Consider the following 22997-nt stretch of genomic DNA (forward strand, 5'->3'; position numbering starts at 1 on the left):
AAGCGGTCACGAGTGGGGGTCGGGCGCGTCGTGGGGCGCGGGCGTGCCGACCGCGATGACGGGCGGCGTGGCCGCCGTGGTCGCCTTGCGGATCTCGACGAGCGGGCCCTCGACGGCGTTGCCCTCCAGGAAGGCGCTGCCCTCGGGCACGGCGGCGCGCAGGCTGACGACCGCGCCGACCGCGGCGCCGTCGGAGCCGACGAGCACCTTGTCGCCGTCGAAGACCTGCAGGCGCTTGGCGTCGGCGGGCGAGAGCTCCACGCGCGCGGCGCCGGCCAGGAACGCCAGCGCCGGGGAGGCGGCGACCTCGGGACCCGCCCACACGGAGCGGTAGGTGCCCAGGCGCAGGCGGCCGTTGGCCGCCGGCCCCGCCTCCGGCACGCCGCCGCCGGCCCGCGCCGCGCCGGGCGCCGGCCAGGCGCCCGCGGCGTCGCCGGCGGGCCAGCGCACGCCCTTGCCGCCGATGGCGTCCAGCGACAGCCCGGCGTAGAAGCCGACGGCGTCGAAGAGCTGGCGGGAGACCATGGAGCCGGTCAGCGCGCCGAGCTCGAGGCCGAGGCGCGTGCCGAGCTCCTGCAGGATCCACCAGCCGGGCCGGGTGTCGCCGGCGCGGGCGATGGCCTGGCGCAGGCGCTGCACGCGGCCGTCGGGGTGCACGACGGTGCCGTCGTGCTCGGCTTGGGACTCCGCGGGGAAGACAACGGTGGCGTGCTCGAGCACGCCCTCCGTCAGGTAGCCGGCGTGGGCGACGACCGTCGAGGCGCGCTCCAGCGCTCGATCCCACGTCCGGCGCTGCGGGTGGGTGGCCACCGGGTCGGTGTCCAGCAGCCAGAGCGCGGCGAGCTCGCCCGCGGCGCCCGCGGCGGCGATCTCGGCCGTCGAGCGCCCGGTGGCCGCCACGGCGCCGAGCCCGGGCCCGGCGAAGGGCAGCACGCCGGCCTCGCGCAGGCCGCGGCCGTTGGTGGCCGAGGGGACGCCGAGCAGCCCGGCGCCGGCGCGGCCGGCCAGGTCCAGCGCCTCGGCGATGGCGACGAGCGCGGCGGCGCCGGCGGGGTCGGCGAGCACGCGCTCGCCGTAGAGGATCACGACGTCCTCGCCGCCGTCGCGCAGCAGCGCGACCAGCCCGGCGAGCGCGCCGCCGTCGGTGCCGCCGTCCTCGCGGCCCAGCGCCTCGGCCAGCAGCGCCGCGGCGCGCGGCTCGTCGCCGGGCGCGAAGCGCACGACCTCGCGGGCGTTGGCGTCCAGCGAGGACGGGCGGCTCGTGGCGACCGCGAGGTTGACGCGGTGGCGGCGCACGCCCTTGCGGATGCGCAGGTCGACGATCGGCATCTCGTCGACGGGCTCGACGCCCAGGACGAGGACGGTGTGGGCGAACTCGAGGTCGGGGACGGTGGCCTGCAGGCCCGGGGCGTGCAGGGCCAGCAGGTCGTCCAGGCCCGAGGCGTCGTGGGTGCGCGAATCGATGTCGGCGGTTCCCAGCGCCTCGCGGGCGATACGCTGGGCCAGGAAGCCCTCCTCGTTGGAGGTCGCCCCGCCGGCCAGGACGCCGACGCGGCCGCCGGCGCGGCGCAGGCCCGCGGCGGCCTCGTCCAGCGCGCGCTCCCAGGAGACCGGGCGCAGCTCGCCGCCGTCGCGGACCATGGGCGACGTGACGCGCTCGCCGACGTGGATGGCCTGGTAGGCGAAGCGGCCCTTGTCGCACAGCCAGCCGTCGTCGACCTCGGCGTGGTCGCGGCCCAGGACGCGGAGCACGCGCTCGTCGCGCACGGTGAAGGTGACGTTGCACTGCGCAGGGCACAGCGTGCAGATGCCGCCGGAGCCCTCGATGTCCCACGGGCGGGCGCGGAAGCGGTAGGGCTGGGAGGTCAGCGCGCCCACCGGGCACAGCTCGATGATGTTGCCGCTGAACGGCGCCACGTAGGGGTGGCCGTCGAACGTGCCGACGAACGTGTGCGCGCCGCGCTCCTGGAAGACGAGCTGGTAGTCCTCGCTGATCTCCTGGCTGAAGCGCACGCAGCGATAGCAGAGGATGCAGCGCTCGCGGTCGATGGCGACCAGCGGCGAGAGCGCCAGCGGCTTCTCGAAGTGGCGCTTGGGCTCGATGAAGCGCGAGCGGCCGCCGCCCCAGCCGAAGGAGATGTCCTGCAGCGGGCACTCGCCGCCCTTGTCGCAGACGGGGCAGTCGAGCGGATGGTTGATGAGCAGGAACTCGACGATGGCCTGCTGGGCGGTCTGCACGCGCTCGGTCTGGGTGTGGACGACCATGCCGTCCTTGACCGGGGTCGAGCAGGCCGTCTGCAGCTTGGGGATCCCCTCGATCTCCACGAGGCACATGCGGCAGGCGCCGACGGGCTGGCCCAGCTTGGGCTCGTAGCAGAAGACGGGGATCTCGACGTCGCCGTACTTGGCGCCGTCGACCAACATGATGTTCTCGGGGGCGGAGACCTCGCGACCGTCGATCGAGAAGGTCACCATCCGCTGCTCGGGGCGGGGCACCTACGCGGCTCCCTGGAGCAGCGCGAGCTGGGGCCCGGCCTCGTCGCCCGTGAACGGGTTCTCCGCCCGCGCCCGCTCGATGTGCTCCTCGAACTCGCCGCGGAACTTCCTGATCATCGAGGCGACGGGCATCGCCATCGCGTCGCCCAGCACGCACAGGCAGTTGCCGATGATCTGCTCCTGGACCGAGGCCATGATGTCGAGGTCCATCGGCGTGGCCAGGCCGGTCTGGATGCGCTCGAGCATCTTCACCGTCCAGTTGGTGCCCTCGCGGCAGGGCGTGCACTTGCCGCAGGACTCGTGGCGGTAGAACTCGGCCAGCCACAGCGCGACGTCGACGACCGAGTTGGTGTCGTCGACGACGATGATGGCGCCCGAGCCGAGCATCGTGCCCGCCTTGGCCAGCGTGTTGAAGTCGTAGGGGAGGTCGAGGTCGTCCCTGGTCAGGACCGGGGACGACGACCCGCCCGGGAACCACAACTTGATCTCGCGGCCCTCGGCGGGGCCGCCGGCCAGGCCGTAGATGATCTCGCGCGACGGCACGCCGAGCTCGATCTCGTAGTTGCCCGGCCGCTGCACGTTGCCCGAGACCGACACGAGCTTGGTGCCCGTCGAGCCGTCCGTGCCGATCCTGGCGTAGACGTCGGCGCCCATGTCGAGGATGAGCGGCAGCGTGGCCAGCGTCTCGACGTTGTTGATCAGCGTGGGGCCCTGGTAGAGGCCCTGGTTGGCGGGGAACGGGGGCTTGAGGCGTGGGTTGCCGCGCTTGCCCTCCAGGCTGTCGAGCAGCCCGGTCTCCTCGCCGCAGATGTAGGCGCCGGCGCCGCGGTGCACGGCCAGCGACAGCGAGTGGTCGGTGCCCAGGATGTGCTCGCCGAGCAGGCCGGCGTCGTAGGCCTCGACCAGCGCGGCGTCCAGGATGTCCGCCTGCTGGACGTATTCGCCGCGGATGTAGATGAACGAGCGGTTCGCGCCTGCCGCATAGGCGGCGATGATCATGCCCTCGATGAGCAGGTGCGGGCACTTCTGCATGAGCTCGCGGTCCTTGAACGTGCCCGGCTCGGACTCGTCCGCGTTGCACACGAGGTACTTGTCCATCGTGCCCTTGGGCAGGAACGACGCCTTGGTGCCCATGGAGAAGCCCGCGCCTCCGCGGCCGCGCAGGCCGGAGGCCTTGAGCTCCTCGACGAGCGCCTCGCGGGGCATGGTGAGGGCCTTGCGCAGGCGCTCGCCGTAGCCGCCGCGGCGCCGGAAGACCTCGAGGGTGTTCAGGCCGGGCTCGTCGATGTCGCTGAAGATCAGGTGCTGGCTCACGGGGTGCCGTCCTCCTGCGAAGGGCCGTCGGGCGGGGTGGGCGCCTGCTCGAGCGGCGCCGGCGGGCCGGCGTCGCCGGGGTGCACGGGCTCGCCCATGGGCGGGCCGAAGCTCGACGGCTCGGGCGGCAGTGGGTCGCTGCCCGGCGCGGGGCGCTGCAGCTCGGACTCGACCTGGGCGAAGTCGGTCCCCGGCCGGTCCCACTCGCGGGTGTTGGCCTGCGGGTCGGCCGACGGGCGGCTCAGCAGCTGCTTGGCGGGGAGGGGGTCCTCGCCGTCGCGGATCTGCGCGGCGAGCAGGTCGACCTCGTCGTCGGCCACCGGGCCGACGTAGATCCCGTCCACCGACACCATCGGGGCGATGTCGCAGGCGCCCAGGCACTCGAAGCCGCGCACCTGGACGTCCGGATCCTCGCCGACGGCGTCCTTGAGCCGGCCGAGCAGCTCGCGCCCGCCGCGCAGCGAGCAGGAGATGTTCGTGCAGACGTAGACCCGCCGGTGCCCGACCGGCCGGGTGTCGAGCATGTCGTAGAAGCTGGCGACCGCCACGAGGTAGGCGGGCGTGAGGCGCATGACGCACGCGACCTGGCCGACGGCCTCGGGCGAGCACCAGCCGTGCAGCCGCTGGGCGGCGGCCAGCGCCGGGATCGCCGCGGAGCGGCGGTCCGGGTACTTGGCCATGTGGTGCTCGATCTCCTCGCGCAGCGAGGCGGGCACCGGCGTCGTCGCGGGGTCCGGGATCTCCTGGGGATCCTTGGCGAGGTCGACCGAGTCGTCCCAGCCCGGGATGCGCGAGCCCTGCGCGAAGCGGCGGACCTCCATCGAGGACATCTAGCGGTCCACCCCGCCGAGCACCGGGTCCATCATCGCCAGGGTGGCGATGAGGTCGGCGATGTAGGCGTCCTTGGCCATCGGGTTGGTCGCCTGGAGGTTGACGAACGAGGGGTCGCGCATGTGCACGCGCGCCGGCTTGCTCGAGCCGTCGGAGCGCACGAAGCAGCCGTACTCGCCGCGCGGACCCTCGATCGGGAAGTAGACCTCGCCCGGCGGGACCCGGAAGCCCTCGGTGACGAGCTTGAAGTGGTGGATGAGCGCCTCCATCGAGGTGGCCAGCTCGTGGCGCGGCGGGAGGGCGACCTTGCGGTCCTCGGTGATCCACGGGCCCTCGGGGAGACCGTCGAGCGCCTGCTCGATGATCTTGACCGACTCCTTCATCTCCTGCATGCGCACGGCGAAGCGGTCCCAGTTGTCGCCGCGGCTGCCGACCGGGATCTTGAAGGTGAAGTCCTCGTAGGAGCAGTACGGCATGGCCTTGCGCAGGTCCCACGGGTTGCCCGAGGCGCGCAGCAGGGGGCCGGTGACGCCCAGCCCCAGGAGCGTCTCCTCGTCGAGCGGGCAGACGTTCTTCAGCCGCCGCAGCGCGATCTCGTTGCGGTTGAGCAGGTCGAGGTACTGGTCGATGCGGCCCGGCATGTCCGCGATGAACTCGCGGAGCTTGGCCTCCCAGCCGGCCGGGATGTCGTCCGCCACGCCGCCGACCTGGATGTAGCGCGTGTGCATGCGCTGGCCGCTGGAGTACTCGAAGAGATCGAGGATCTTCTCGCGCTCGCGGAAGCAGTACCACCAGACGGTGACCGCGCCGAGGTCGAGCATGGAGGTCCCGAGCCACACGAGGTGGCTCATGATCCGGTTGAGCTCCATGTGGATGACGCGCAGGTACTGGGCGCGCTTGGGCACCTCGACGCCCAGGAGCGTCTCGGTCGCGCCGCAGAAGGCGTACGCGTTGAAGTAGTAGGCGAGGTAGTCCATCCGCTCGATGACGGGGATGGCCTTCCAGTAGCTCTTGTCCTCGGCCGTCTTCTCGATGCCGGTGTGGACGTAGCCGATGATCGGCTTGATGTCGCGGACGACCTCGGCCTCGAGCGTGACGAGCAGGCGCAGCACCCCGTGCGTGGCGGGGTGATGGGGGCCCATGTTGAGGGTCAGCAGCTCCTGGTCCAGCGCCGGGGCGCCGGGCACGGGCTGGAAGCGCTGCGAGGTGTCGACCTGGTCCTCGGTGCGGCGGTACTCGGTGACGCTGCCGGAGGTCGGCGTGGTGCTCATCGCGTGTACGCCGTGCCCTTCTGCTCGTTGAAGGTGAACAGCACCGGCTCGCCGCCGATGGGGAAGTCGCGGCGCTGGGGGTGGCCCTCGTAGTCCTCGGGCATGAGGATGCGCCGCAGGTCGGGGTGGCCCTCGAAGACCACGCCGAACATGTCGTAGACCTCGCGCTCCTGGAAGTCGGCGGTCGGCCAGCGCGGCGTGACCGAGGGCACGAGCGGGCTGTCGATCTCCACACGGAGCTTGACGGTCAGGCGATCCAGCGCCCGCATGTCCAGCAGCTCGTAGTGCACGCCCAGGCGCGGGTCCTGGGGGAAGTAGTCGACGCCGTGCACGCTGGCCAGGGACGCGAAGCCCTTGCCGCGCAGGTGCTCCAGGACGTCGACGATGGCGGCCGGCGCCACGAGCAGCGCGCCCTTGTCGCGGAAGAACTCGGTGCCCAGGACCGCGTCGGGCAGCGCGTCGCGGACTTCCTGGGCCAGGATCTCGAGCCCCGGGGCGTCAGGCACGTCGCTGCCCCGTGCCGAAGACGTTGACGGCACCCTCCTGCCCGGGCCGGTCGTGGTCCTCCGGGAGGACCTCGACCGTGCGCTGCGCGCCGTAGCGCTCGCGCCAGCCCATGGCCGGGTCGTGCTGGACCATCGAGCGCAGCTTGAGGATGCCGTGCATGAGCGCCTCGGGGCGCGGGGGGCAGCCGGGCACGTGGACGTCGACCGGCATGAACTTGTCGGCCGGGACGATGGCGTAGTTGTTGAAGACGCCCATCGATGAGCTGCAGGCGCCCATCGCGATGGCGTACTTCGGGTCGAGCATCTGGTCGTAGATGCGCCGGATGATCGGCGCCATCTTGATCGAGACGCGGCCCGAGAGGATGAGCAGGTCGGCCTGGCGGGGCGAGGCGCGGAAGGCCTCCATGCCGAAGCGGGCGATGTCCAGCCGCGCGCCGACGACCGACATCATCTCGATGGCGCAGCAGGCCAGGCCGAAGGTCGCGGGGAACAGCGAGTTGCCGCGCGCCCAGCCCGTGGCCTTGTCGAGCGTGGTCGTGATGATCCGCTCCTGGACGTACTGCTCCAGGTCGTCGCCCTCGAGGTCGCCGCGCAGCATGTCGCGCGCCCGCAGCTGGCGGATGCGGAAGTCCTCGGACGTCACGGCCTTCTCGCGCTTGATGATCTCCATGACCTGCTGCTCCGTCCTATTTCCACTCGAGGGCGCCGCGGCGCCACACGTATACGAACGCGACGACCAGCAGGGCGATGAAGACCGCGGTCTCGATCAGCGCGAACGTGCCGAAGTTCCGCAGCTGGACGGCGATCGGGTAGAGGAAGACCACCTCGATGTCGAACAGGATGAACAGCATCGCGATCAGGTAGAAGCTGATCCCGAAGCGGAAGCCCTGCTGGACCTCGGACGGCATCCCGCTCTCATACGGGTCTGCCTGGTGGGTCGTGGGGCGCGTCTTGCGCCTGGGCCCGATCCACGTGCTGACCGACACAAACAACGCGCCGACCAACGTGCCGAGACCCAAGAAGACGATGGCTGGAAGGTACGTCCGGAGCACTCATCCTGCGTTCTATCACCAACTTGTGACTGGCAGCCACAAAGTGGCTCCCGCCACTTGCCGGGTCGCGGCATGACCGGGGTCGCCCACGGGGTCGCGCTGGTGGTCGCGATCGCCAACGGAATCGCGGGTGTGGTGGGGGCCGCGCTGTGGTGGCGGGTGGAGCCGCGACCCGTCGCGTGGGCGCTCATCCGGGCCGGTCAGGTGACGGCGATCGTGCAGGCGGTGGCCGCCGGGGTCCTGGCCGCGGCCGGCCTGCACCCGGCCGACGGGCTCTACTGGCTCTACGCCCTGCTGCCCGTCGCGGTCGGGTTCGTGGCCGAGCAGCTGCGGCTGGCCTCGGCCCAGACGGTGCTGGACGCGCGCGACCTCGAGGACGCGCAGGCCGTCGGACGTCTGCGCGAGGACGAGCAGCGGTCGGTCGTGCTGCAGATCGTGCGTCGCGAGCTCGGCGTGATGGCCGCGGCCGCGCTCGTCATCTGCTTCCTGGGCCTGAGGGCGCTCGGGACCGTCTGAGGGTCCGGGGGCGCCCCGCGGACGCGCCGGCGGGAAGGGATCACGTCGCCCGGCGCGAACTCCGCACACGAACGCGGGCGCCGGCCTCGAAACCGATCGCACTCTGCGAAGTCCATGCGATCGCTCTCGATACGGCGGCAACCTGGTCGGCGCCCGCGTCCTCGATCCCGGAGGCGTCTACGCTGGGTGCGATGGAGCAGGCGCCCGCGATCGACCCGGTCCGCTACCGCGACGTCATCGGCAGCTTCGCGACCGGGGTCGCGATCGTCACCGCCCAGGACGACGAGGGTCCGGCCGGTCTGACGACGAACGCGGTGAGCAGCCTCTCCCTCGAGCCGACGCTGCTGCTGGTCTGCTTCGACAACGACTCGCGCACGCTGCCGGTCGTGTCGGCCTCGGGCCGCTTCGCGGTCAACGTCCTGCGCGCCGGCGACGAGGAGCTCGCGCGGATCTTCGCCTCCAAGCGCGTCGCCCGCGAGAAGTTCGAGGCCGTGACGCACCGCGTCGCCCACGGCGTGCCGGTGCTCGACGCGGCGCTGGCCTGGCTGGTCTGCGACCTCGAGGCGCTGCACGAGGCCGGCGACCACACGATCGGCATCGGGCGCGTCACGCTGATGGACGCCGACCCGGAGGGGCGACCGCTGACGTTCTTCCGCGGCGCGTTCGGCGGGCTCACCCGCGACGGGGCCTGACGGCGGGTGGTGAACCCGGCCCCCTGGGCCGGTGTTCACCCGATGACCTTCAGCTCGCCGAACTGCCCGAGGTCGTCGTGGTTGCCGATCGTGCACGTCAGCCGGTACTTGCCCGGCCTGAGCGTGATCGGCGCCTGCTCGGTGCCGTGGGCGCCCGGCTGCAGGGTGTTCGTCCGGCCGTAGAGCCTGGGCTCCTCGCCGGCCTTGGGGTTGAACGTCTCGATCGCAAGGTTGTGCGTCAGGCGTCCGGCATTGGACACCTGCAGATGGACGCGCCCGGCCCGCACCTCGATGTTCTCGGGGCGGATCCGATACTCGTCGAGCGTGACGCGGAGCACGCGGTCCCTCGCATGGACGTACGACGGTCCGCCGCCGCATCCCATGAGGGCCGTCGCGCCCAAGATGGGGAGGGCGTGGTACCAGCGCATGAAACGGTCCCGTATGATGCCCGCCCGCATGCATCGCCGCCGTCCCCTGCTCGCTCTCACCGCTCTCGTCGCCTCCGCCGCGGTCGCCGTCGGCTGCGGTTCGGAGAAGAATGACGTCAAGCAGCCGGGGGTCAATCCGCCCGGCATCCCGGCGCAGTTCCAGGCCGGGGCCAAGCTCTTCATCGAGCGCTGCTCCGGCTGCCACAACCTCGGCGTCGTCGGCGCCGAGGGCGGTGCGCTGCGGGTCGCAGACCGCGAGCGCGTCGACGGGCCGAACTTCAACGTGCGCAAGGAGGACGTCAACAGCATCCTCTACGCGCTGCGCAACGGCGGCTTCTCCGGCGCGATCATGCCCCAGGACATCGTGGTCGGCAAGGAGGCCGACGACGTCGCCAAGTTCCTGGCCCATTACGCCGGCAAGGGCAAGAGCAAGAACGCCCGCAACTAGGTCGGGCCGCGCCGCGCCGCCGCCCGGGTAGCCTCCGGCGCCGTGCTCGACCTCAGGCTGATCCGCCGTGACCCCGACGCCGCGCGCGCCGCGCTGGCCCGCCGCGGCGACTCCGAGCCCGCCCGGCTCGACCAGGTCCTGGCGCTCGACGCGCGCCGGCGCGAGATCCTGCCGAGCCTCGAGGCGCTGCGGGCGCGCCAGAACGAGGCCAACCAGGCCATCGCCGCGGCCAAGCAGTCCGGCGAGGGCGCCGACGAGGCCATCGCCCGGATGCGCGAGGTCGCCGGCGAGGCCAAGGCGCTGACCGAGGAGCTGGCCGCGGTGGAGGCCGAGCTCACGCCCGCGCTGGCGCTGCTGCCCAACCTGCCCGACGAGACCGCGGCCACGGAGGACACGGTGCTGCGGACCGTCGGCGAGCCCTGGGTCCCGGGCTTCGCGGTCCGCGACCACCTCGAGCTGGCGGGCGACCGGATCGACGCCGAGCGCGGCGCCCGTCTGTCGGGGTCGCGCTTCGCCTACCTGCGCGGCGCGGTCGCCCGGCTCGAGCTCGCGCTGGTGTCCTGGGCCATGGACACGCTCGGGGCCCATGGGTTCGAGCCCGTGATCCCGCCGGTCCTCGTCCGCGAGCAGGCGCTGTACGGGACGGGGTTCCTGCCCGACACCGAGCAGCAGATCTACCGGCTGGCCGACGACGACCTCTACCTCGTGGGGACCTCGGAGGTCGCGCTGGCCTCCCTGCACGCGGGCGAGATCCTCGAGACCGGCGAGCTGCCGCGGCGCTACGCCGGCTTCTCGACGTGCTTCCGGCGCGAGGCCGGCGCGGCGGGGCGCGACACGCGCGGGATCTTCCGGGTCCACCAGTTCGACAAGGTCGAGATGTTCAGCTTCGTCGAGCCCGACGCGTCCCGGGACGAGCATGAGTTCCTGCTGGCCCGCGAGGAGGAGATCCTGCAGGCGCTGGGGATCCCCTACCGCGTCGTGAACATCGCGGTCGACGACCTCGGCGCCAGCGCCGCCAAGAAGTACGACTGCGAGGCATGGCTGCCCAGCCAGGGCCGCTACCGCGAGCTGACCTCGACGTCCAACACCACCGACTACCAGGCCCGGCGCCTGGAGATCCGCCACCGGGACTCCACGACCCGGGAGGCCGGGGCCCGCCCGCCCCGGCCCGAGACCGTGCACACGCTCAACGGCACGGCCGTCGCGGTCGGCCGCACGCTCATCGCCCTGCTGGAGAACGGCCAGCAGGAGGACGGCTCGGTCGTGATCCCCGAGGCGCTGCGCGCCTACGGGATGCCCGACGTGCTGCTGCCGGCGCCCTGAACCGCCTGGCAGGCGGGCTCCAGCTCGGCGTGGATGGCGAACGTCGCGTCCAGCCGGGTGATCTCGAACAGGCGAAGGACCGTCGGGTTGGAGCACACGAGCGCCATGCGGCCGCCGGCGCGCGTCACGCCGCGCAGTGCGGTGAGCAGGACCGACAGGCCGGTCGAGTCGATGAACCCGACCGCCGTGAGGTCGATCACCATCGACGTCCGGCCGCGCGCCACCGCCTCGGTCAGCACGGCGCCGAACTGCGGGGCCGTGGTCACGTGGATCTCGCCGGCCACGGAGAACACGCTCGTGCTCGCGTCGAGCGCCTGCTCGGTGATGCTGAAGCGCGATTCGTCGAAGGACACGGCGGTGGCGGCGGCCGGGGGACCGGACGCCGACCTACCCTCGCCGGTGGGCCGTCACGCGTCAACCCGCCCGGTCGTGGCCTGCCGGGCCTCAGGTCCTCAGCGTGACCCGGCGGGCGAGCGTGCGGCGCGGGCCGCCGCCGCTGACGGTCGCGGTGAGGTGCACTCCGACGCGCAGGCGGGTCACGTGGTGGCGGCGCAGCGCCCGGCGCGCCGTCGCCGTCAGCGTCGCCGGCAGCGTCCGCCTGCCCTTCAGCGTCCGCGGCATCAGGCGGCCCACGGTGCGGGAGGCCAGGTGCAGCCGCCGCCGGGTCGCGGTGTCGATCGTCAGGGTGCCGCTGACGCGGCACGTGTCCTTGCACGTGACCCGGACCGGCACGCGGCCGCGGCCCGCCACGCTGGGCAACAGGAAGCCGGGGCGTGAGAGCGCGGGCTTGGGCAGGCCGAAGGGCGCGTCGGCCTTGGCGGTCGTCACGTCGACGGTCACGGCGCCGACCCCCGAGCCGCCGCGGAAGTCGCGCACGCCCACGCCGGCGACGTAGCGCCCCACCGCGGGGTAGGTGAACTGCGCCGTGGGCGTGGCGGTCGTGGCGTCGACGACGCCGTCGCCGTCGAAGTCCCAGTCGTAGGCCGTGATGGCGCTGTCGGGGTCCTTGAACGACGACGCGTCGAACGCGACGGTCTGGCCCGGGGTGATCGCGGTCGCCGAGGCGGTCAGCGTCCCGGAGGGCAGCACGTTGGGCGGGTTGCCCAGCACCTCGAGCTCGGAGAAGTCGATGAAGAGCTGGCCGCTGGAGCCCGCAGCCTCGCTCTGGGGCGACAGCAGCGTGAGGCGGACGTAGCGCACGCCGGTGGCGCCCGCGGTCGGGGTGACCGTGTTCAGGCGGCCCGCATCGGCGGGGGCGAACGACCCCTGGGCGGCGGTGGTCCAGCTCACGCCGTCGGGCGAGGTCTCGACGCGGTAGTCCCTGGTCGCCGAGCTCGCGTTGTCGCCGCACGTGTTGGCGGGGTCCATCGCGAAGGACTCGACGGTGATCGCCTGGGGCAGGCGGATCGTCGCGGTCGGCTGGCGCGGCGACGGGTCGTGCAGGTGGTTCTCGGCCGACCAGCCCGCGCCCTGGGACTGGTCGATGAGCGCGCCGGCGCCGCAGCCGAACGGCGCGCCGAGGTCGTCGTTGGTCGCCGTGATCGCCGCCCCGCCGGCGGCGGCCGACCAGTCGCGGCGCAGGGCGGCGTCGGCCTGGGCGGTCTGGCCCCCGGCGACGGTGACGGGCTTGACGAGCGCGTCGTAGCCCGGCGCGGCGAAGCCGAGCTTGGGGTAGGTGCCCTGCGGGACGGCGCCGATCGCGTAGTGCCCGGCGCTGTCGATCGTGGCGGCCAGGTCGGGGTCGAATGTGGGCTTGGTGGCCAGGCCGCCGATTCCCGCCCGCGCCCCGGGCAGCGGCAGGCCGGAGTTGGCGCTGATGACGGTGCCGCCGATCGCGCCCTTCGGCGCGTCGGCCGCCGGCGGGGCGGTGAAGTCGGCCACCGGGCTCAGGTCACTGCCGTCGGTCGCCGCCGCGTAGAAGCCCATGCCGCGGGAGCGGAAGACGTCCCAGACGATGTCGCGCACGTCGGAGTTGGGCAGGTCGTTGCCCGCGGCGGCCAGGATCGCATTGCGCATGTCCAGGAACGAGGGCTCGGGGACCGACAGGCGCATGGCGTCGGTGATGATCGTCTCGGCGGCGTCGGAGCCGTCCGACGCGCCGAACTTGGCCACGAGGCGCTGGCGCAGCTGCCACAGCGTCTGGGCCCAGATCTCGCCGTCGGAGTGCACCTCGGGCGCGCCGTTGACCTTGCCGAAGTCGGCGAACGTGAAGCCGCCGCCCGAGGTGCCGGGGCTGCCGGGGCATGCCGCCGAGCTCAGGCCGACCGTGCAGTCCAGCGGCTCGTAGCGGATGGCGTGCGGCGTCGAGTCGGTGTAGCGGCCCATGTCGACGTCGCCGTCGCCGGCCGAGTCGACGACGAGGCCCTCGCGGACCAGGAGGTCCTGGGCGTACCAGTCGCTCCACGCCTCGCCCATCGCGCCGGCGTGCGGCGCGTTGAGGGCCTGGGTGCCGTCGTCGTTGGTCACCAGGCGGCTCGACAGGCCGTGGGTGTACTCGTGGTAGAGCACCGCCGCGTCGTCGCCGCCGTTGATGTCGCGGAACGGCGAGCCCGTAGCGTGCTCGAACAGGTACATCTGCATCCGGGGCGACGAGCCGTCGGCCGGCGTCAGCATGTTGGCGTTGTCCAGATGGGCGTCGTCGGGGCCGCCGGAGGCCGTCGCCGCGCCGTCGAGGGCGTTGAGCTGCACCGGGTCGGCGCCCTGGAAGTTGCCCGACGCGGTGGTGAAGCCGATCGCGCCGCCGGCGAGGTGGTCGTGGAAGTGGTTGGCGTACCAGAACGTCTGGGTGACGTTGGCGGCGCGGTTGGTCCCCGTGTTCCAGCTCGTCGGGCTCAGGTGGTTCCACGAGCACAGGTGCGTCGCGTCGCAGGCGCCCGACGGGCGGTTGTTGTCGGTGCTGTAGCCGTAGTCGCCGGGCACGACCTCCTCGGAGGCCTGGGCGACGTCGTCGTCGTTGACGTCGGAGAAGGCGTGGACGTTGGGCCCGGTGAGCGTCTGGACGCCCGGGCTGGCCAGGAACGGCTCGAGGTCCTCGGTGACGCGCGTCCCGCCGAGGGCCGCGCCCGGGAAGTTGTGGTAGACGCCGGCGTCGACGGCGAACTTGACGAGGTTGGCCCGGTACAGGACCTCGCCGGTCGCGGCGTCGACGACCGCGTCGTACACCCGCGTGCTCGACGCGGCGTAGGTCAGGTGCCAGGCCAGGTGCACGCGTCGGGCGCCGAAGAGCACCAGGCGGGCGCTGTCGCCCGTGTCGAAGCGGGTGGTCCGGCGCGCGTCTGTGCCCGTGGAGACGACGGCGAACGGTCGGCGCGCGCCGACCTCGTCCATGAGAGCGCCCAGCGCGTCGGCCGCCGGCCGCGCGGGGGTGCCGGCGGCGGCGGGCAGGTCGGTGCGCGGGGCGCCGGAGACCGAGAGGACCCGGCCGGCGCGGTCGACGGCCACCCGCAGGTCGTTGTCGAACGCCGGCACGCCGTCGACCGACTGGCCGAAGCGCACGACGGTCAGGCCCGTCGGACTCCGCGTCTGCGACGGCGCGCCGAGCGCGGCGACCGTCGCCGCGTCGAGCCCCAGCGCGGTCGCGTGCTGCGCCGCGTAGGCGCGCGCGACGGTGGCCGGCGGATCGTCGCTGGGCCCGGTCAGCGCGCCGTCCAGGCGGCCCAGGGCGCGGACGGTGCCCGTCAGCGGGTCGACGGAGAGGGCGGCCTGGCGGCCCAGCGACGCGGTGAGGTCGCGGCGGGCGCTCGCCACCCGGTCGGCCATGCGCGCCGAGCGAGCCGCGAGGCCGGCGGCGGGCGTGGCCGGGGCGGCGGGCGCGGGGACGGCCAGCCCCTGGCGGACGTCGAGGAAGCGCTCGGCGGCGGTCGGGCCGCGCGCCGCCTGCACCGCGCCGGCGGCGGCGGGCGCCAGCAGCACGGCCGCCGTGACCAGCGCCGTCATCGTCCCCAGCATCGTCCCGTGGCGCACCTGCTCTCCCGTCTCGCCGGCCGGCTCCCGCGGCCCTGCGCTCGTCCGCGCGCACCCTAGCGCCCGGCGCGCGGGTCGACGCCGGGCCGGTCCGCGCGGCGGCGGCGCCTAGGATGGGCGTCCGGTCGGCCTCGACCGGCATGGAGCGGTGGCAGAGTCCGGTTGATTGCAGCTGCCTTGAAAGCAGCCGGCCCTTCGCGGGGCCCGGGGGTTCGAATCCCTCCCGCTCCGTCGCCGGCGCCGCGGGCTCAGCGGTGCCGGCGCGGCACGGGCGCGGGGACGGCGGTCGCCGGCGGGGCGGCCGGCACGGGCAGGATCCGTGCGGGCGGGCACGGGGCGGCGCCCACGGGCGGCCCCACGACGAGCGCGGCGCGCAGCACGACGACGCCGCGCAGGCACCGCGGGAGGCCGCCCGGGGTGACGACGGCGGTGCCGCCCGGCGGCGTCGCGCAGCGCGGGCGCCGGCCGGCGGCGAGGACCGGCACGGGCTGGACGTGCGGGGTGCCGTCGGCGCCGGTCCAGACGACGTAGCGCGGGTCGGGGCGCGACGGGCGCGGGACGACGAACGCGTAGGCGTTCTCGTGGACGTCGGCGCGCACCGCGGTGCCGTCGGGCGCCGTCAGGAAGGCCGCGGCGACGCCGTCGGGCACGATGCCGCTCACCGCGAGCATGTCGTGGCCCGGCCCGCCGCAGGGGTCGGTCGTGATCGCGCCGCGGCCCCGGACGAGGTCGGCGAACGCGCCGCCGCCGCCCGCGGGCGCCCCGCCCAGGGCGACGACGGCCAGGCCCGGCCGCGCGGCGTGCGCGGGCAGGGCGGGCGTCGGGGTGCTGGGCACCGTCGCGGCGGGCGGGACCGGCGGGATGGCCGTGGGGGCCGGCGCCGGGCGGGGCGGTGCCGGCGTGGGGCGGGCCGGCGCGGGGCGGCCGGGGACGAGCGTGGGGACGTCGACGCAGCCGGCGGTCGCCGCCACGTCGCGCACCGGCACGACCCACGCGCGGGCCCCGTCGGCGGCGCTGCGCAGCAGCCGCGCCGCGGCGGGGTCGAACGGCTCGAGCCCGCGGGCGCGCAGCGCCCGCAGCGCCTCGGCGGGCAGCGCGTCGCCGTCGGCCGCGTCGCGGCGAAGCACGCCGAAGGCGTCCAGGAGGTCCTGGGGGACGGGCTCGGCGGCGGGCGCCCGGGGCGTCGCGCGCGCCCGGCACGACTGGGCCGGCAGCGGGCGCAGCACGGAGCGCACGCCCGGCCGCGCCGCCGCGGGCACCGGCACCCGGACCACGACCGCCGGCGGGGCGGCGCGCCGCACGGGTGCGCCTTCGGCGCCGTCGGTGAAGGCCGCCAGCGCACCGGCCGCGCAGGACGCGACGGCGAGGGCGGCGGCGACGGGGAGCGACGGGGTGTGGCGGGCGGCGGGCATGGGGCGGGTCCTCGGGTCGGGGAGGGGGAGGGGTCGGCCGGTCATCGGTCGCAGCGCCCGGCGTCGCAGGTCAGCACGGTGCGGCCGGCGTCGTCGGCGGCCTCGACATGGGCCACGTCGCGCCCGCCCGCCAGCGCGACGACGAACACGCGCAGCCCGGCCGGCAGGTGGCCCTGGACGACGGCGGCCGGCGCCACCGCGCCCGGCGTGACGCGGTCGCTGCGCGCCGGGCCGCCGCCGTAGGGCCGCGAGGTCACCGACACGGTCCGGGCGCGGGCGGGCAGCGCGCCGAAGGCCCACGTCATCCCCGACAGCGGATCGAAGTAGGTCTGCACCCGGCGCGTGGCCAGCGCCTGCGGCAAGGAGCCGGGCCGGCGTGCGGCCACGTCGCACCGCGCGCCCGCCCCGCCCCCGGGCACGGTCAGGAAGAGCCCGACCGCCTGCACGGTCCCGTACCGGCACGTCGTGGCGCTCAGGCGCCAGGCGACCCCGGACTCCGTCCCCGACCCGACCCAGACGGGGGTCCCCGCGGCGCCGGGCACCACGGCGTCGCGCGGGCGCAGCTGCGCAGGCATGGGCGGCGGGTCCGGGGCCCAGATCGCCTCGCGCGTGGCCACCGCGGTCGGCACGAGCACCAGCGCGGCGATCGCCCCCGCCACCAGGCCCCGCCGGCGCAGGCGCGGCCGCGGCAGGCACCGGCCGCGGCGCCGGCCCTCGGCCCCCCACGCCCGCTCGAGCGTCCCGCCCAGCTCGGCGAGCAGCTCGTCGGCGCTGCGTCCGCTCACGTGCCGCCCTCCATGGCGCCGGCCAGCGTGCGCAGCCCACGCGACACCCGGGCGCGCGCCGCGTCCTCCGAGATGCCCAGCCGGCGGGCGATCGCGGGATAGCCGAGCTCGTCGACGACCCGCAGGCGGACGGCGTGGCGCTGCTCGGGGGAGAGGTCCTGCAGCGCCACCCCCAGCGAGGCGCGCAGGGTTCCGAGCTCGGCGAGGTCCTCCAGGCGGGCGATCTCGTCGGGCGCCAGCACCGGCGCCTGCACGCCGAGCCGCGCCATCGCCGCGCGTTCGGAGCGCCCGCGGCGCAGCGCGTCGGCCAGGACGTGGCGGGCGATCCCGAACGTCCAGGCCGCGAGCCCCTCGGGATCCTGCGGGTCGCCGTGGTAGCGCCGCCGCGCCGCCCACGCGCGGGCGTAGGTCTCGGCGACGAGGTCGACGGCCAGCTGCGCGTCGTAGGTGCGGCGGGTCAGCCAGATCAGCAGGCGGCGCGCGTCGCGGCGGTAGGCCGCGGCGAGGTGCTGGTCGTCGAGGTGCGGACGGGCCACGCGAGGATCTTCGCGTGGCCCCCCGGGTTGTGACGGTGCTGCTAGCCCGACGCGGACACGCCGGCGCCGATCGGGCAGCTGACGCCCGTGCCGGTCATGGAGCAGTACCCGTTGGGGTTCTTGCTCGGCGACAGGTACTGCTGGTGGTAGTCCTCGGCGTAGTAGAAGGGCCCGGCCGGGCCGATCTCCGTGGTGATGGGCGACTTCCCGGCGCGGGCCAGGGCGTCGTCGTAGCGGCGGCGCGAGGCCTCGGCCACGCGGGCCTGCTCGTCGCCGACGGTGTAGATCGCGGAGCGGTACTGCGTCCCGACGTCGTTGCCCTGGCGCATGCCCTGGGTCGGGTCGTGCGCCTCCCAGAAGGTCTTGAGCAGCTCCTCGTAGGAGAGCTTGGCCGGGTCGAAGGCCACGAGGACGGCCTCCGTGTGACCCGTGCGGCCCGAGCAGACCTCCTCGTAGGTCGGGTTGGGGGTGCTGCCGCCCTGATAGCCCACGGCGGTGGTGTAGACGCCGGGCAGCGACCAGAAGGCGCGCTCGGCGCCCCAGAAGCATCCGAGGCCCAGGTAGGCGACCTCGATGCCCTCGGGGAAGGGCGGGGACAGCGGGGTGCCCAGCACCGTGTGGGGCGCCGGGACCGGCATCGCGGTGTCACGACCCGGCAGCGCGTCGGCCGCGCTCGGCAGGGTCTGCTTGGTCCGTGTCGAGAAGAGCATGTGCCCCAAGGTATCGGCGGGGGCCCGAACCGTTACGGTGCAAGGGCGCCGGGCGTGGCGCGGGGGCGCGAGCGCGTACACTCACGCGACCGTTGGAGAGGTGGCCGAGCGGCTGAAGGCGCTCCCCTGCTAAGGGAGTATGGGGTTTATAGCTCCATCGAGGGTTCGAATCCCTCCCTCTCCGTCGTCGCCGGCCGCCCGCCGACCGCTGAGCGATTCTCACCGCCCGCCGCGTTCGCGTCCGCGCGAGGACGTCGAGGCGCCGCACGTCCGATCCGAGACGGATCGCCCCGGATCGTCTCCGCTGCGCCCGGTCTGGGACGAAAACTTGTACTGAACTGTCGGTTCCGCCAGGGCCTGGGGGCGATTGCACCTTGACCAGGGTGCGCACACTGGCCTACGTTCGGGTGACGGGCAGAGCCCTTGGGGCTTCGCACGACCGAGACCAGGAGAGCGAGAGAGGTCATGCAGTCATATCCGCGGCCGTCAGAGCCGTTTGTCCATGTCACCCGCGAGAAGGCCGACGGCACGTGTCCGGAGTGCGGCGCGTCCGCGCTGCAGACCTATCCCGTGCTGTCCGAGGGCGGTTGGTGGGACGTCACGAAGTGCCAGGAGTGCCTCTGCTCCGTCAAGCGTGAGCAAGGGCCGCTGCTGGGCGGCATCCATCTGTTGATCGACCTGGTCTAGGAGACTGCTATGGCGATGCTGGGAGTTGACGTCGGCGGCACGTTCACCGACGTGGTGGCGGTCCGAGACGGCGAGATCATCACGACGAAGGTGCCCACCGAGCAGACGAACACCGAGAAGTCGGTGCTCGCCGGTGCGGAGAAGGTCGGCGTCGAGGGCGCCACGGTCTTCAACCACGCGAGCACGGTCGGCCTGAACGCGATCATCACGCGGCGGCTGCCGAAGATCGCGTTCCTCACGAGCGAGGGCCACCGCGACATCCTCGACTTCGGGCGCACCTGGCGCCCCCTCGAGGCCCTGACCGACGCGAGCTGGCGGCGGACGTTCGGCGATGCCGGCCGGCCGCTGGTGCCGCGCTACCTGCGCCGCGGGATCCGCGAGCGCATCCGCAACGACGGCTCGGTCCTGTTCGAGCTCGACGAGGCCCAGGCCCGCGAGCAGCTCAAGATCCTCAAGAAGTGCAACATCGAGGGGGTCGCCATCTGCCTCCTCAACTCCTACGTCAACGCCGACCACGAGATGCGCCTCCGCGAGCTCGTCTTCGAGGAGCTCGGCAGCGACATCGCCTGCTCCATCTCGGCCGAGGTCTCCCCGCTGGCCAAGGAGTACCCGCGCGCGTCGACCACCACGGTCGACGTCTTCATGAAGCTCATCTACGACGCGTACTCGACGCGGCTGTCCGACGGCCTCAGCGAGCTCGGCTTCCCGGGCCAGCTGAACTTCGCCGACTGCGCGGCGCAGCTCGTGGCGCGCGACGTCGCGATGGCCGCACCGTTCCGGGTCGTGTTCTCGGGCCCCTCGGCGGGCACGGTGGCCTCGGCGCACTTCGGTGAGCGCATCCAGGCCTCGAACCTCCTGTGCGCCGACGTCGGCGGCACCTCGTGCGACATCAGCATCGTCACCGAGGGCCAGCCGACCGTGAACACGACGTTCGAGCTCGAGCACGACCTCGTGGTCAACGCGCTGTCGACCGAGATCGCGTCGCTGGGCGCGGGCGGCGGCTCGCTCATCTCCATCTCGCCCGCGGGCGAGGTCAAGGTCGGCCCCGGCAGCGCCGGTGCGGACCCGGGGCCTGCGGCCTACGGCCGCGGCGGCACGATCCCGACGATGAGCGACGCGTTCCTGCTCATCGGCATCCTGGACCCCGGCGAGTTCGCGGGCGGGACCCTGAGCCTGGACCCGGCCCTGGCCGAGAAGGCCTTCATGGACCTGGACACGACGCTGGACCTCAGCCAGCGCGTGGCCTACGCCTACCGCATGGGCCTCAACAACATCGCCGAGGGCATCGTCGACATCTCGATCGCCCACGGCGTCGACCCGCGTGACTACTCGCTGCTGGCCTTCGGCGCCGCCGGCCCGATGATGCTCCCGGCGCTGCTGGAGGAGACGCGCGTCAAGAGCGTCATCGTCCCGCCGCACCCGGGCCTGTTCTCGGCGCTCGGCCTGCTGAGCTCCGACCTGGTCTACGCGGACTCCCGCACCTCCTACAAGGTGCTCACCCCTGACAGCGCCGAGTCGATCGACGCGCTGTTCAGCGAGATGGAGGCGGGGCTGCGCAAGGAGCTGGGCGAGGACGCCGACAAGGCGGAGTTCATCCGCACGTTCGACGCCCGCCTGGTCGGCCAGACCTGGGAGACCCCGTTCATCGAGGTCCCGGACGGGAAGATCGGCCCGGAGCAGATCGAGGAGATGATCGAGAGCTTCCACGTCGCGTACGTGGCGCGCTCGGGCAACCGCTTCGACGCGCTCCCGGTCCAGGGGGTCATCTACCGCGCCCAGGCGAAGGTGGCCATCGAGAAGGTGGCCTACCAGCCCATCGAGGCCCGCAACGGCGGCGCCCCCAAGGCGGGCCGTGAGATCACGCTCCGCTACATCTACGGTGACGAGGTCACGGCGCTGGAGTACCACCGCCATGAGCTGCAGTCCGGCGACGTCATCCAGGGCCCCGCGATCATCCGCGAGGAGCTCTCGACGACGCAGGTCTGCCCCGGCCAGACGGCCACGATCGGCCAGTACGGCGAGATCATCATCACGAAGGGAAGCTGAGACCATGACCGATCTGATTGAGTCCCCCGAGACTCGCATCAAGGACCTCTCGGACGCGGAGTTCGAGGCGCGCTACAACTGCGAGCGCTTCACGGCCTCGGTGCTGGGCAGCCGGTTCCGCTACCTCGTGCAGCACATGTGCACCGGCCTGCTGAACAACGCCTTCTCGGTGATCCTGCGCGACTGGTACGACTTCGCGGCGACGATCTCGGGTCCGCCCTCGATGGGCTATCCGATGCCGGCCGTGTCGAACTCGCTCGTGCTGTTCATCGGCACGATGGGTGAGGCCGTGCGCAACGCCGTGACCGAGTACGGCCCGGAGAACCTGCGCCAGGGCGACATCCTCATGGTCAACGACCCGTACCGGTGCGGCACGCACGTCAACGACGTCTGCTTCATCCGGCCGGTGTTCTACGAGGGCGAGATCGTCGCGTTCGTCAACCTGCAGCCCCACATGCTCGACATGGGCGGCGTCGTGCCGGGCGGCTTCGCCGGCACGAAGAAGGACGTCTTCGAGAACGGCCTGGTCATCGCCCCCCAGCTGCTCTACCGGGAGGACGTCCCGGTCAAGCATGCGTGGAGCATGATCTTCGACAACGCCCGCTTCGGCGGGCTCCTGCTGCCCGACATCAAGACGACCTGCGAGAACCTCCGCCTCGGTGAGCGCCAGATGCTCGAGACGATCGAGCGCTACGGCCTGGATTCCGTCCATGGCGCCATGCGCTACTCGTGCGACGTCTCGGCCGAGACGATGGGCGACGCCGTCATGGACGCGGTGCCCGACGGCGTCTACGAGGCCGAGGACCTGGCGCTCGACGCCGACGGCCAGGCCGACGATGAGGGCGGCCTGAAGATCCACGTCAAGATCGTCAAGAAGGGCCGCCGCGTCGAGGTCGACCTCAGCGGCAGCTCGCGCCAGGCCCGGACCTCGATCAACGCCGGCTACCTGGACACCAAGACGGCGGTCGGGGTGGCGTTCAAGTACCTGTTCGATCCGGTGTCGCCGTTCACCTCGGGCGCCTACCGCGACATCGACATCGTCATCCCGGAGGCGTCGATCTGCAACGCCTACCCGATGGACGGCGCCATCTTCCTGTACTGGGAGAGCTCGATGTCGGTCCTGAACACGATCTTCAGGGCCCTCGGCGATGCGCTCGGTGAGAAGGCGATCGCGCCGGACTTCAACTGCCTGTCCATCCACAACGCCAACGGCGTGCTGGAGGACGGGACGCCGTGGCTGACGGCCGCGCAGTGCGGCGGCGAGCATGGGCCCTGGGGGGCGACGAGCCACGGCGACGCCGACTCGTACCAGGTGTTCTACCTGGCCAACAACATCGACCCGGCGACGGAGGCCATCGAGGCCGACATCCCCGCGGTGGTGCTGCGCAAGGAGTACATGCCGGACTCCGGCGGCCCGGGGTACAACCGCGGCGGTGCCGCGGTGCTCAAGGACACGCTGTTCTCGCGTGACACCGACCACTACTCGATGCCGCTGCACTTCAAGGAGCCCTCGGGCACCGGGGTCAACGGCGGCGGCTCGGCCGGCAGCGGCGGCGCATGGGTGATCGAGCCCGAGGTGTTCGACGTCCCCAAGGAGCAGAACCTGCCTCCGAAGGGCGCGGCCTCGCCGAAGGACGCGATCCCGGTCGCCGGCGTGCTCAACGCCGACACCAAGCTCCCGGATCCCGAGGGCGAGTACTACTACTTCGCCCGCGTGCCGATCTGGAAGACCAAGCCGAACACGGTGTTCCGCTACCTCACCAACGGCGGTGGCGGCTGGGGCACCGCGCTGGACCGTGAGCCCGAGCGCGTCATGGTCGACGTCCGCGACGGCTACGTGTCCATCGAGGGGGCCAAGCGGGACTACGGCGTGATCGTCAACGGCGATCCCGAGAACGATCCCGAGGGCCTGACCGTCGACACGGCGGCGACCGAGAAGCTGCGCGAGGAGATGCGCAGCGCCGCCTAACAGGAAGAGGAG

21 protein-coding genes and 2 tRNA genes are annotated in these 22997 nt (G+C 73.2%); 9 read left to right on the forward strand and 14 right to left on the reverse strand.

The features are described 5' to 3' along the window. Positions 1–6 precede the first annotated feature (6 nt). The 7 genes from nuoG to FSW04_RS06190 form a co-directional block, all read right to left on the reverse strand. Positions 7–2496 carry an NADH-quinone oxidoreductase subunit NuoG gene (gene nuoG / locus FSW04_RS06160; RefSeq protein ID WP_146917412.1) on the reverse strand — a complete coding sequence of 830 codons (2490 nt, stop codon included), beginning with the start codon at positions 2494–2496 and terminating at the stop codon, positions 7–9. Beyond that, positions 2497–3810 carry an NADH-quinone oxidoreductase subunit NuoF gene (nuoF, locus tag FSW04_RS06165; protein ID WP_146917414.1) on the reverse strand — a complete coding sequence of 438 codons (1314 nt, stop codon included), beginning with the start codon at positions 3808–3810 and terminating at the stop codon, positions 2497–2499. Continuing rightward, positions 3807–4631, reverse strand: coding sequence for an NADH-quinone oxidoreductase subunit NuoE family protein (locus FSW04_RS06170; protein ID WP_228430941.1), 825 nt, complete (start codon positions 4629–4631; stop codon positions 3807–3809). Before FSW04_RS06170 ends, nuoF begins: the two co-directional genes overlap by 4 nt. A gap of 9 nt (positions 4632–4640) precedes the next feature. Next, a complete protein-coding gene (locus tag FSW04_RS06175; protein WP_146917419.1) occupies positions 4641–5912 on the reverse strand; it encodes an NADH-quinone oxidoreductase subunit D in 1272 nt (423 codons plus the stop codon). After that, on the reverse strand, positions 5909–6451 hold the full coding sequence (locus FSW04_RS06180; RefSeq protein ID WP_407652978.1) for an NADH-quinone oxidoreductase subunit C: 543 nt from the start codon (positions 6449–6451) through the stop codon (positions 5909–5911). Before FSW04_RS06180 ends, FSW04_RS06175 begins: the two co-directional genes overlap by 4 nt. Next, positions 6411–7016, reverse strand: coding sequence for an NADH-quinone oxidoreductase subunit B (locus FSW04_RS06185; protein ID WP_228431206.1), 606 nt, complete (start codon positions 7014–7016; stop codon positions 6411–6413). Before FSW04_RS06185 ends, FSW04_RS06180 begins: the two co-directional genes overlap by 41 nt. A gap of 88 nt (positions 7017–7104) precedes the next feature. After that, entirely contained in the window at positions 7105–7470 is a 366-nt protein-coding gene (locus FSW04_RS06190) for an NADH-quinone oxidoreductase subunit A (RefSeq protein ID WP_146917425.1), read from the reverse strand. 72 nt (positions 7471–7542) lie between these two features. On the opposite strand from FSW04_RS06190, the gene FSW04_RS06195 reads away from it, so the two are divergent. Then, positions 7543–7986, forward strand: a complete 444-nt coding sequence (locus FSW04_RS06195; protein WP_146917428.1) for a hypothetical protein — start codon at positions 7543–7545, stop codon at positions 7984–7986. 191 nt (positions 7987–8177) lie between these two features. After that, positions 8178–8678 carry a flavin reductase family protein gene (locus FSW04_RS06200; RefSeq protein ID WP_146917430.1) on the forward strand — a complete coding sequence of 167 codons (501 nt, stop codon included), beginning with the start codon at positions 8178–8180 and terminating at the stop codon, positions 8676–8678. A 35-nt stretch (positions 8679–8713) separates the two neighbouring features. Here FSW04_RS06200 and FSW04_RS06205 read toward each other — a convergent pair whose 3' ends face one another. Then, complete coding sequence (locus FSW04_RS06205; RefSeq protein WP_187369289.1) at positions 8714–9016, reverse strand: cupredoxin domain-containing protein; 303 nt, start codon at positions 9014–9016, stop codon at positions 8714–8716. Positions 9017–9134: 118 nt separating this feature from the next. Between FSW04_RS06205 and FSW04_RS06210 the strand changes: the two genes are divergently transcribed. Both FSW04_RS06210 and serS read left to right on the forward strand, forming a co-directional pair. Beyond that, complete coding sequence (locus FSW04_RS06210; protein ID WP_187369290.1) at positions 9135–9554, forward strand: c-type cytochrome; 420 nt, start codon at positions 9135–9137, stop codon at positions 9552–9554. A gap of 42 nt (positions 9555–9596) precedes the next feature. Beyond that, positions 9597–10877, forward strand: coding sequence for a serine--tRNA ligase (serS, locus tag FSW04_RS06215; RefSeq protein ID WP_146917436.1), 1281 nt, complete (start codon positions 9597–9599; stop codon positions 10875–10877). Here serS and FSW04_RS06220 read toward each other — a convergent pair. Next, a complete protein-coding gene (locus FSW04_RS06220; protein ID WP_146917439.1) occupies positions 10841–11230 on the reverse strand; it encodes an STAS domain-containing protein in 390 nt (129 codons plus the stop codon). The two genes, serS and FSW04_RS06220, sit on opposite strands and share 37 nt — an antisense overlap. Positions 11231–11321: 91 nt before the next feature. Further along, positions 11322–14840 carry a M36 family metallopeptidase gene (locus FSW04_RS06225; protein ID WP_187369291.1) on the reverse strand — a complete coding sequence of 1173 codons (3519 nt, stop codon included), beginning with the start codon at positions 14838–14840 and terminating at the stop codon, positions 11322–11324. Between the two features lie 142 nt (positions 14841–14982). On the opposite strand from FSW04_RS06225, the gene FSW04_RS06230 reads away from it, so the two are divergent. Beyond that, positions 14983–15071, forward strand: a tRNA-Ser gene (locus tag FSW04_RS06230). Positions 15072–15088: 17 nt separating this feature from the next. On the opposite strand, the gene FSW04_RS06235 is transcribed toward FSW04_RS06230, so the two are convergent. Genes FSW04_RS06235 through msrA form a run of 4 tightly spaced genes read right to left on the reverse strand, consistent with a single transcriptional unit; the run spans position 15089 to position 18283 of the window. After that, the gene (locus tag FSW04_RS06235) at positions 15089–16252 is read right to left on the reverse strand and encodes a hypothetical protein (RefSeq protein WP_146917443.1); all 1164 of its coding nucleotides are present in this window, start codon (positions 16250–16252) and stop codon (positions 15089–15091) included. 41 nt (positions 16253–16293) lie between these two features. Beyond that, entirely contained in the window at positions 16294–17037 is a 744-nt protein-coding gene (locus FSW04_RS06240; RefSeq protein ID WP_146917445.1) for a serine/threonine-protein kinase, read from the reverse strand. Continuing rightward, complete coding sequence (locus FSW04_RS06245) at positions 17034–17573, reverse strand: RNA polymerase sigma factor (protein WP_187369292.1); 540 nt, start codon at positions 17571–17573, stop codon at positions 17034–17036. Before FSW04_RS06245 ends, FSW04_RS06240 begins: the two co-directional genes overlap by 4 nt. A 41-nt stretch (positions 17574–17614) precedes the next feature. After that, on the reverse strand, positions 17615–18283 hold the full coding sequence (msrA, locus tag FSW04_RS06250; protein ID WP_146917447.1) for a peptide-methionine (S)-S-oxide reductase MsrA: 669 nt from the start codon (positions 18281–18283) through the stop codon (positions 17615–17617). Positions 18284–18377: 94 nt separating this feature from the next. Here msrA and FSW04_RS06255 point away from each other — a divergent pair. From FSW04_RS06255 to FSW04_RS06270, 4 genes are all read left to right on the forward strand, one after another. After that, positions 18378–18467: transfer RNA gene (locus tag FSW04_RS06255), tRNA-Ser, on the forward strand. A 281-nt stretch (positions 18468–18748) separates the two neighbouring features. Beyond that, positions 18749–18970 carry a hypothetical protein gene (locus FSW04_RS06260; protein WP_146917449.1) on the forward strand — a complete coding sequence of 74 codons (222 nt, stop codon included), beginning with the start codon at positions 18749–18751 and terminating at the stop codon, positions 18968–18970. A gap of 15 nt (positions 18971–18985) precedes the next feature. After that, complete coding sequence (locus tag FSW04_RS06265) at positions 18986–21016, forward strand: hydantoinase/oxoprolinase family protein (protein ID WP_146917451.1); 2031 nt, start codon at positions 18986–18988, stop codon at positions 21014–21016. A gap of 4 nt (positions 21017–21020) precedes the next feature. Continuing rightward, positions 21021–22985, forward strand: a complete 1965-nt coding sequence (locus FSW04_RS06270) for a hydantoinase B/oxoprolinase family protein (RefSeq protein WP_146917453.1) — start codon at positions 21021–21023, stop codon at positions 22983–22985. The last annotated feature ends 12 nt before the right edge of the window (positions 22986–22997 follow it).

It is taken from the genome of Baekduia soli, from assembly GCF_007970665.1.
GTDB classification, from domain to species: domain Bacteria; phylum Actinomycetota; class Thermoleophilia; order Solirubrobacterales; family Solirubrobacteraceae; genus Baekduia; species Baekduia soli.

Coding starts and splice junctions, on each gene's coding strand:
- FSW04_RS06210 (WP_187369290.1), top strand. CDS start 9,135: ATGCATCGCCGCCGTCCCCTGCTCGCTCTCACCGCTCTCGTCGCCTCC.
- FSW04_RS06170 (WP_228430941.1), bottom strand. CDS start 4,631: ATGGAGGTCCGCCGCTTCGCGCAGGGCTCGCGCATCCCGGGCTGGGAC.
- FSW04_RS06270 (WP_146917453.1), top strand. CDS start 21,021: ATGACCGATCTGATTGAGTCCCCCGAGACTCGCATCAAGGACCTCTCG.
- FSW04_RS06235 (WP_146917443.1), bottom strand. CDS start 16,252: ATGCCCGCCGCCCGCCACACCCCGTCGCTCCCCGTCGCCGCCGCCCTC.
- FSW04_RS06260 (WP_146917449.1), top strand. CDS start 18,749: ATGCAGTCATATCCGCGGCCGTCAGAGCCGTTTGTCCATGTCACCCGC.
- FSW04_RS06185 (WP_228431206.1), bottom strand. CDS start 7,016: ATGCTGCGCGGCGACCTCGAGGGCGACGACCTGGAGCAGTACGTCCAG.
- FSW04_RS06195 (WP_146917428.1), top strand. CDS start 7,543: ATGACCGGGGTCGCCCACGGGGTCGCGCTGGTGGTCGCGATCGCCAAC.
- FSW04_RS06200 (WP_146917430.1), top strand. CDS start 8,178: ATGGAGCAGGCGCCCGCGATCGACCCGGTCCGCTACCGCGACGTCATC.
- FSW04_RS06265 (WP_146917451.1), top strand. CDS start 18,986: ATGCTGGGAGTTGACGTCGGCGGCACGTTCACCGACGTGGTGGCGGTC.
- msrA (WP_146917447.1), bottom strand. CDS start 18,283: ATGCTCTTCTCGACACGGACCAAGCAGACCCTGCCGAGCGCGGCCGAC.
- FSW04_RS06175 (WP_146917419.1), bottom strand. CDS start 5,912: ATGAGCACCACGCCGACCTCCGGCAGCGTCACCGAGTACCGCCGCACC.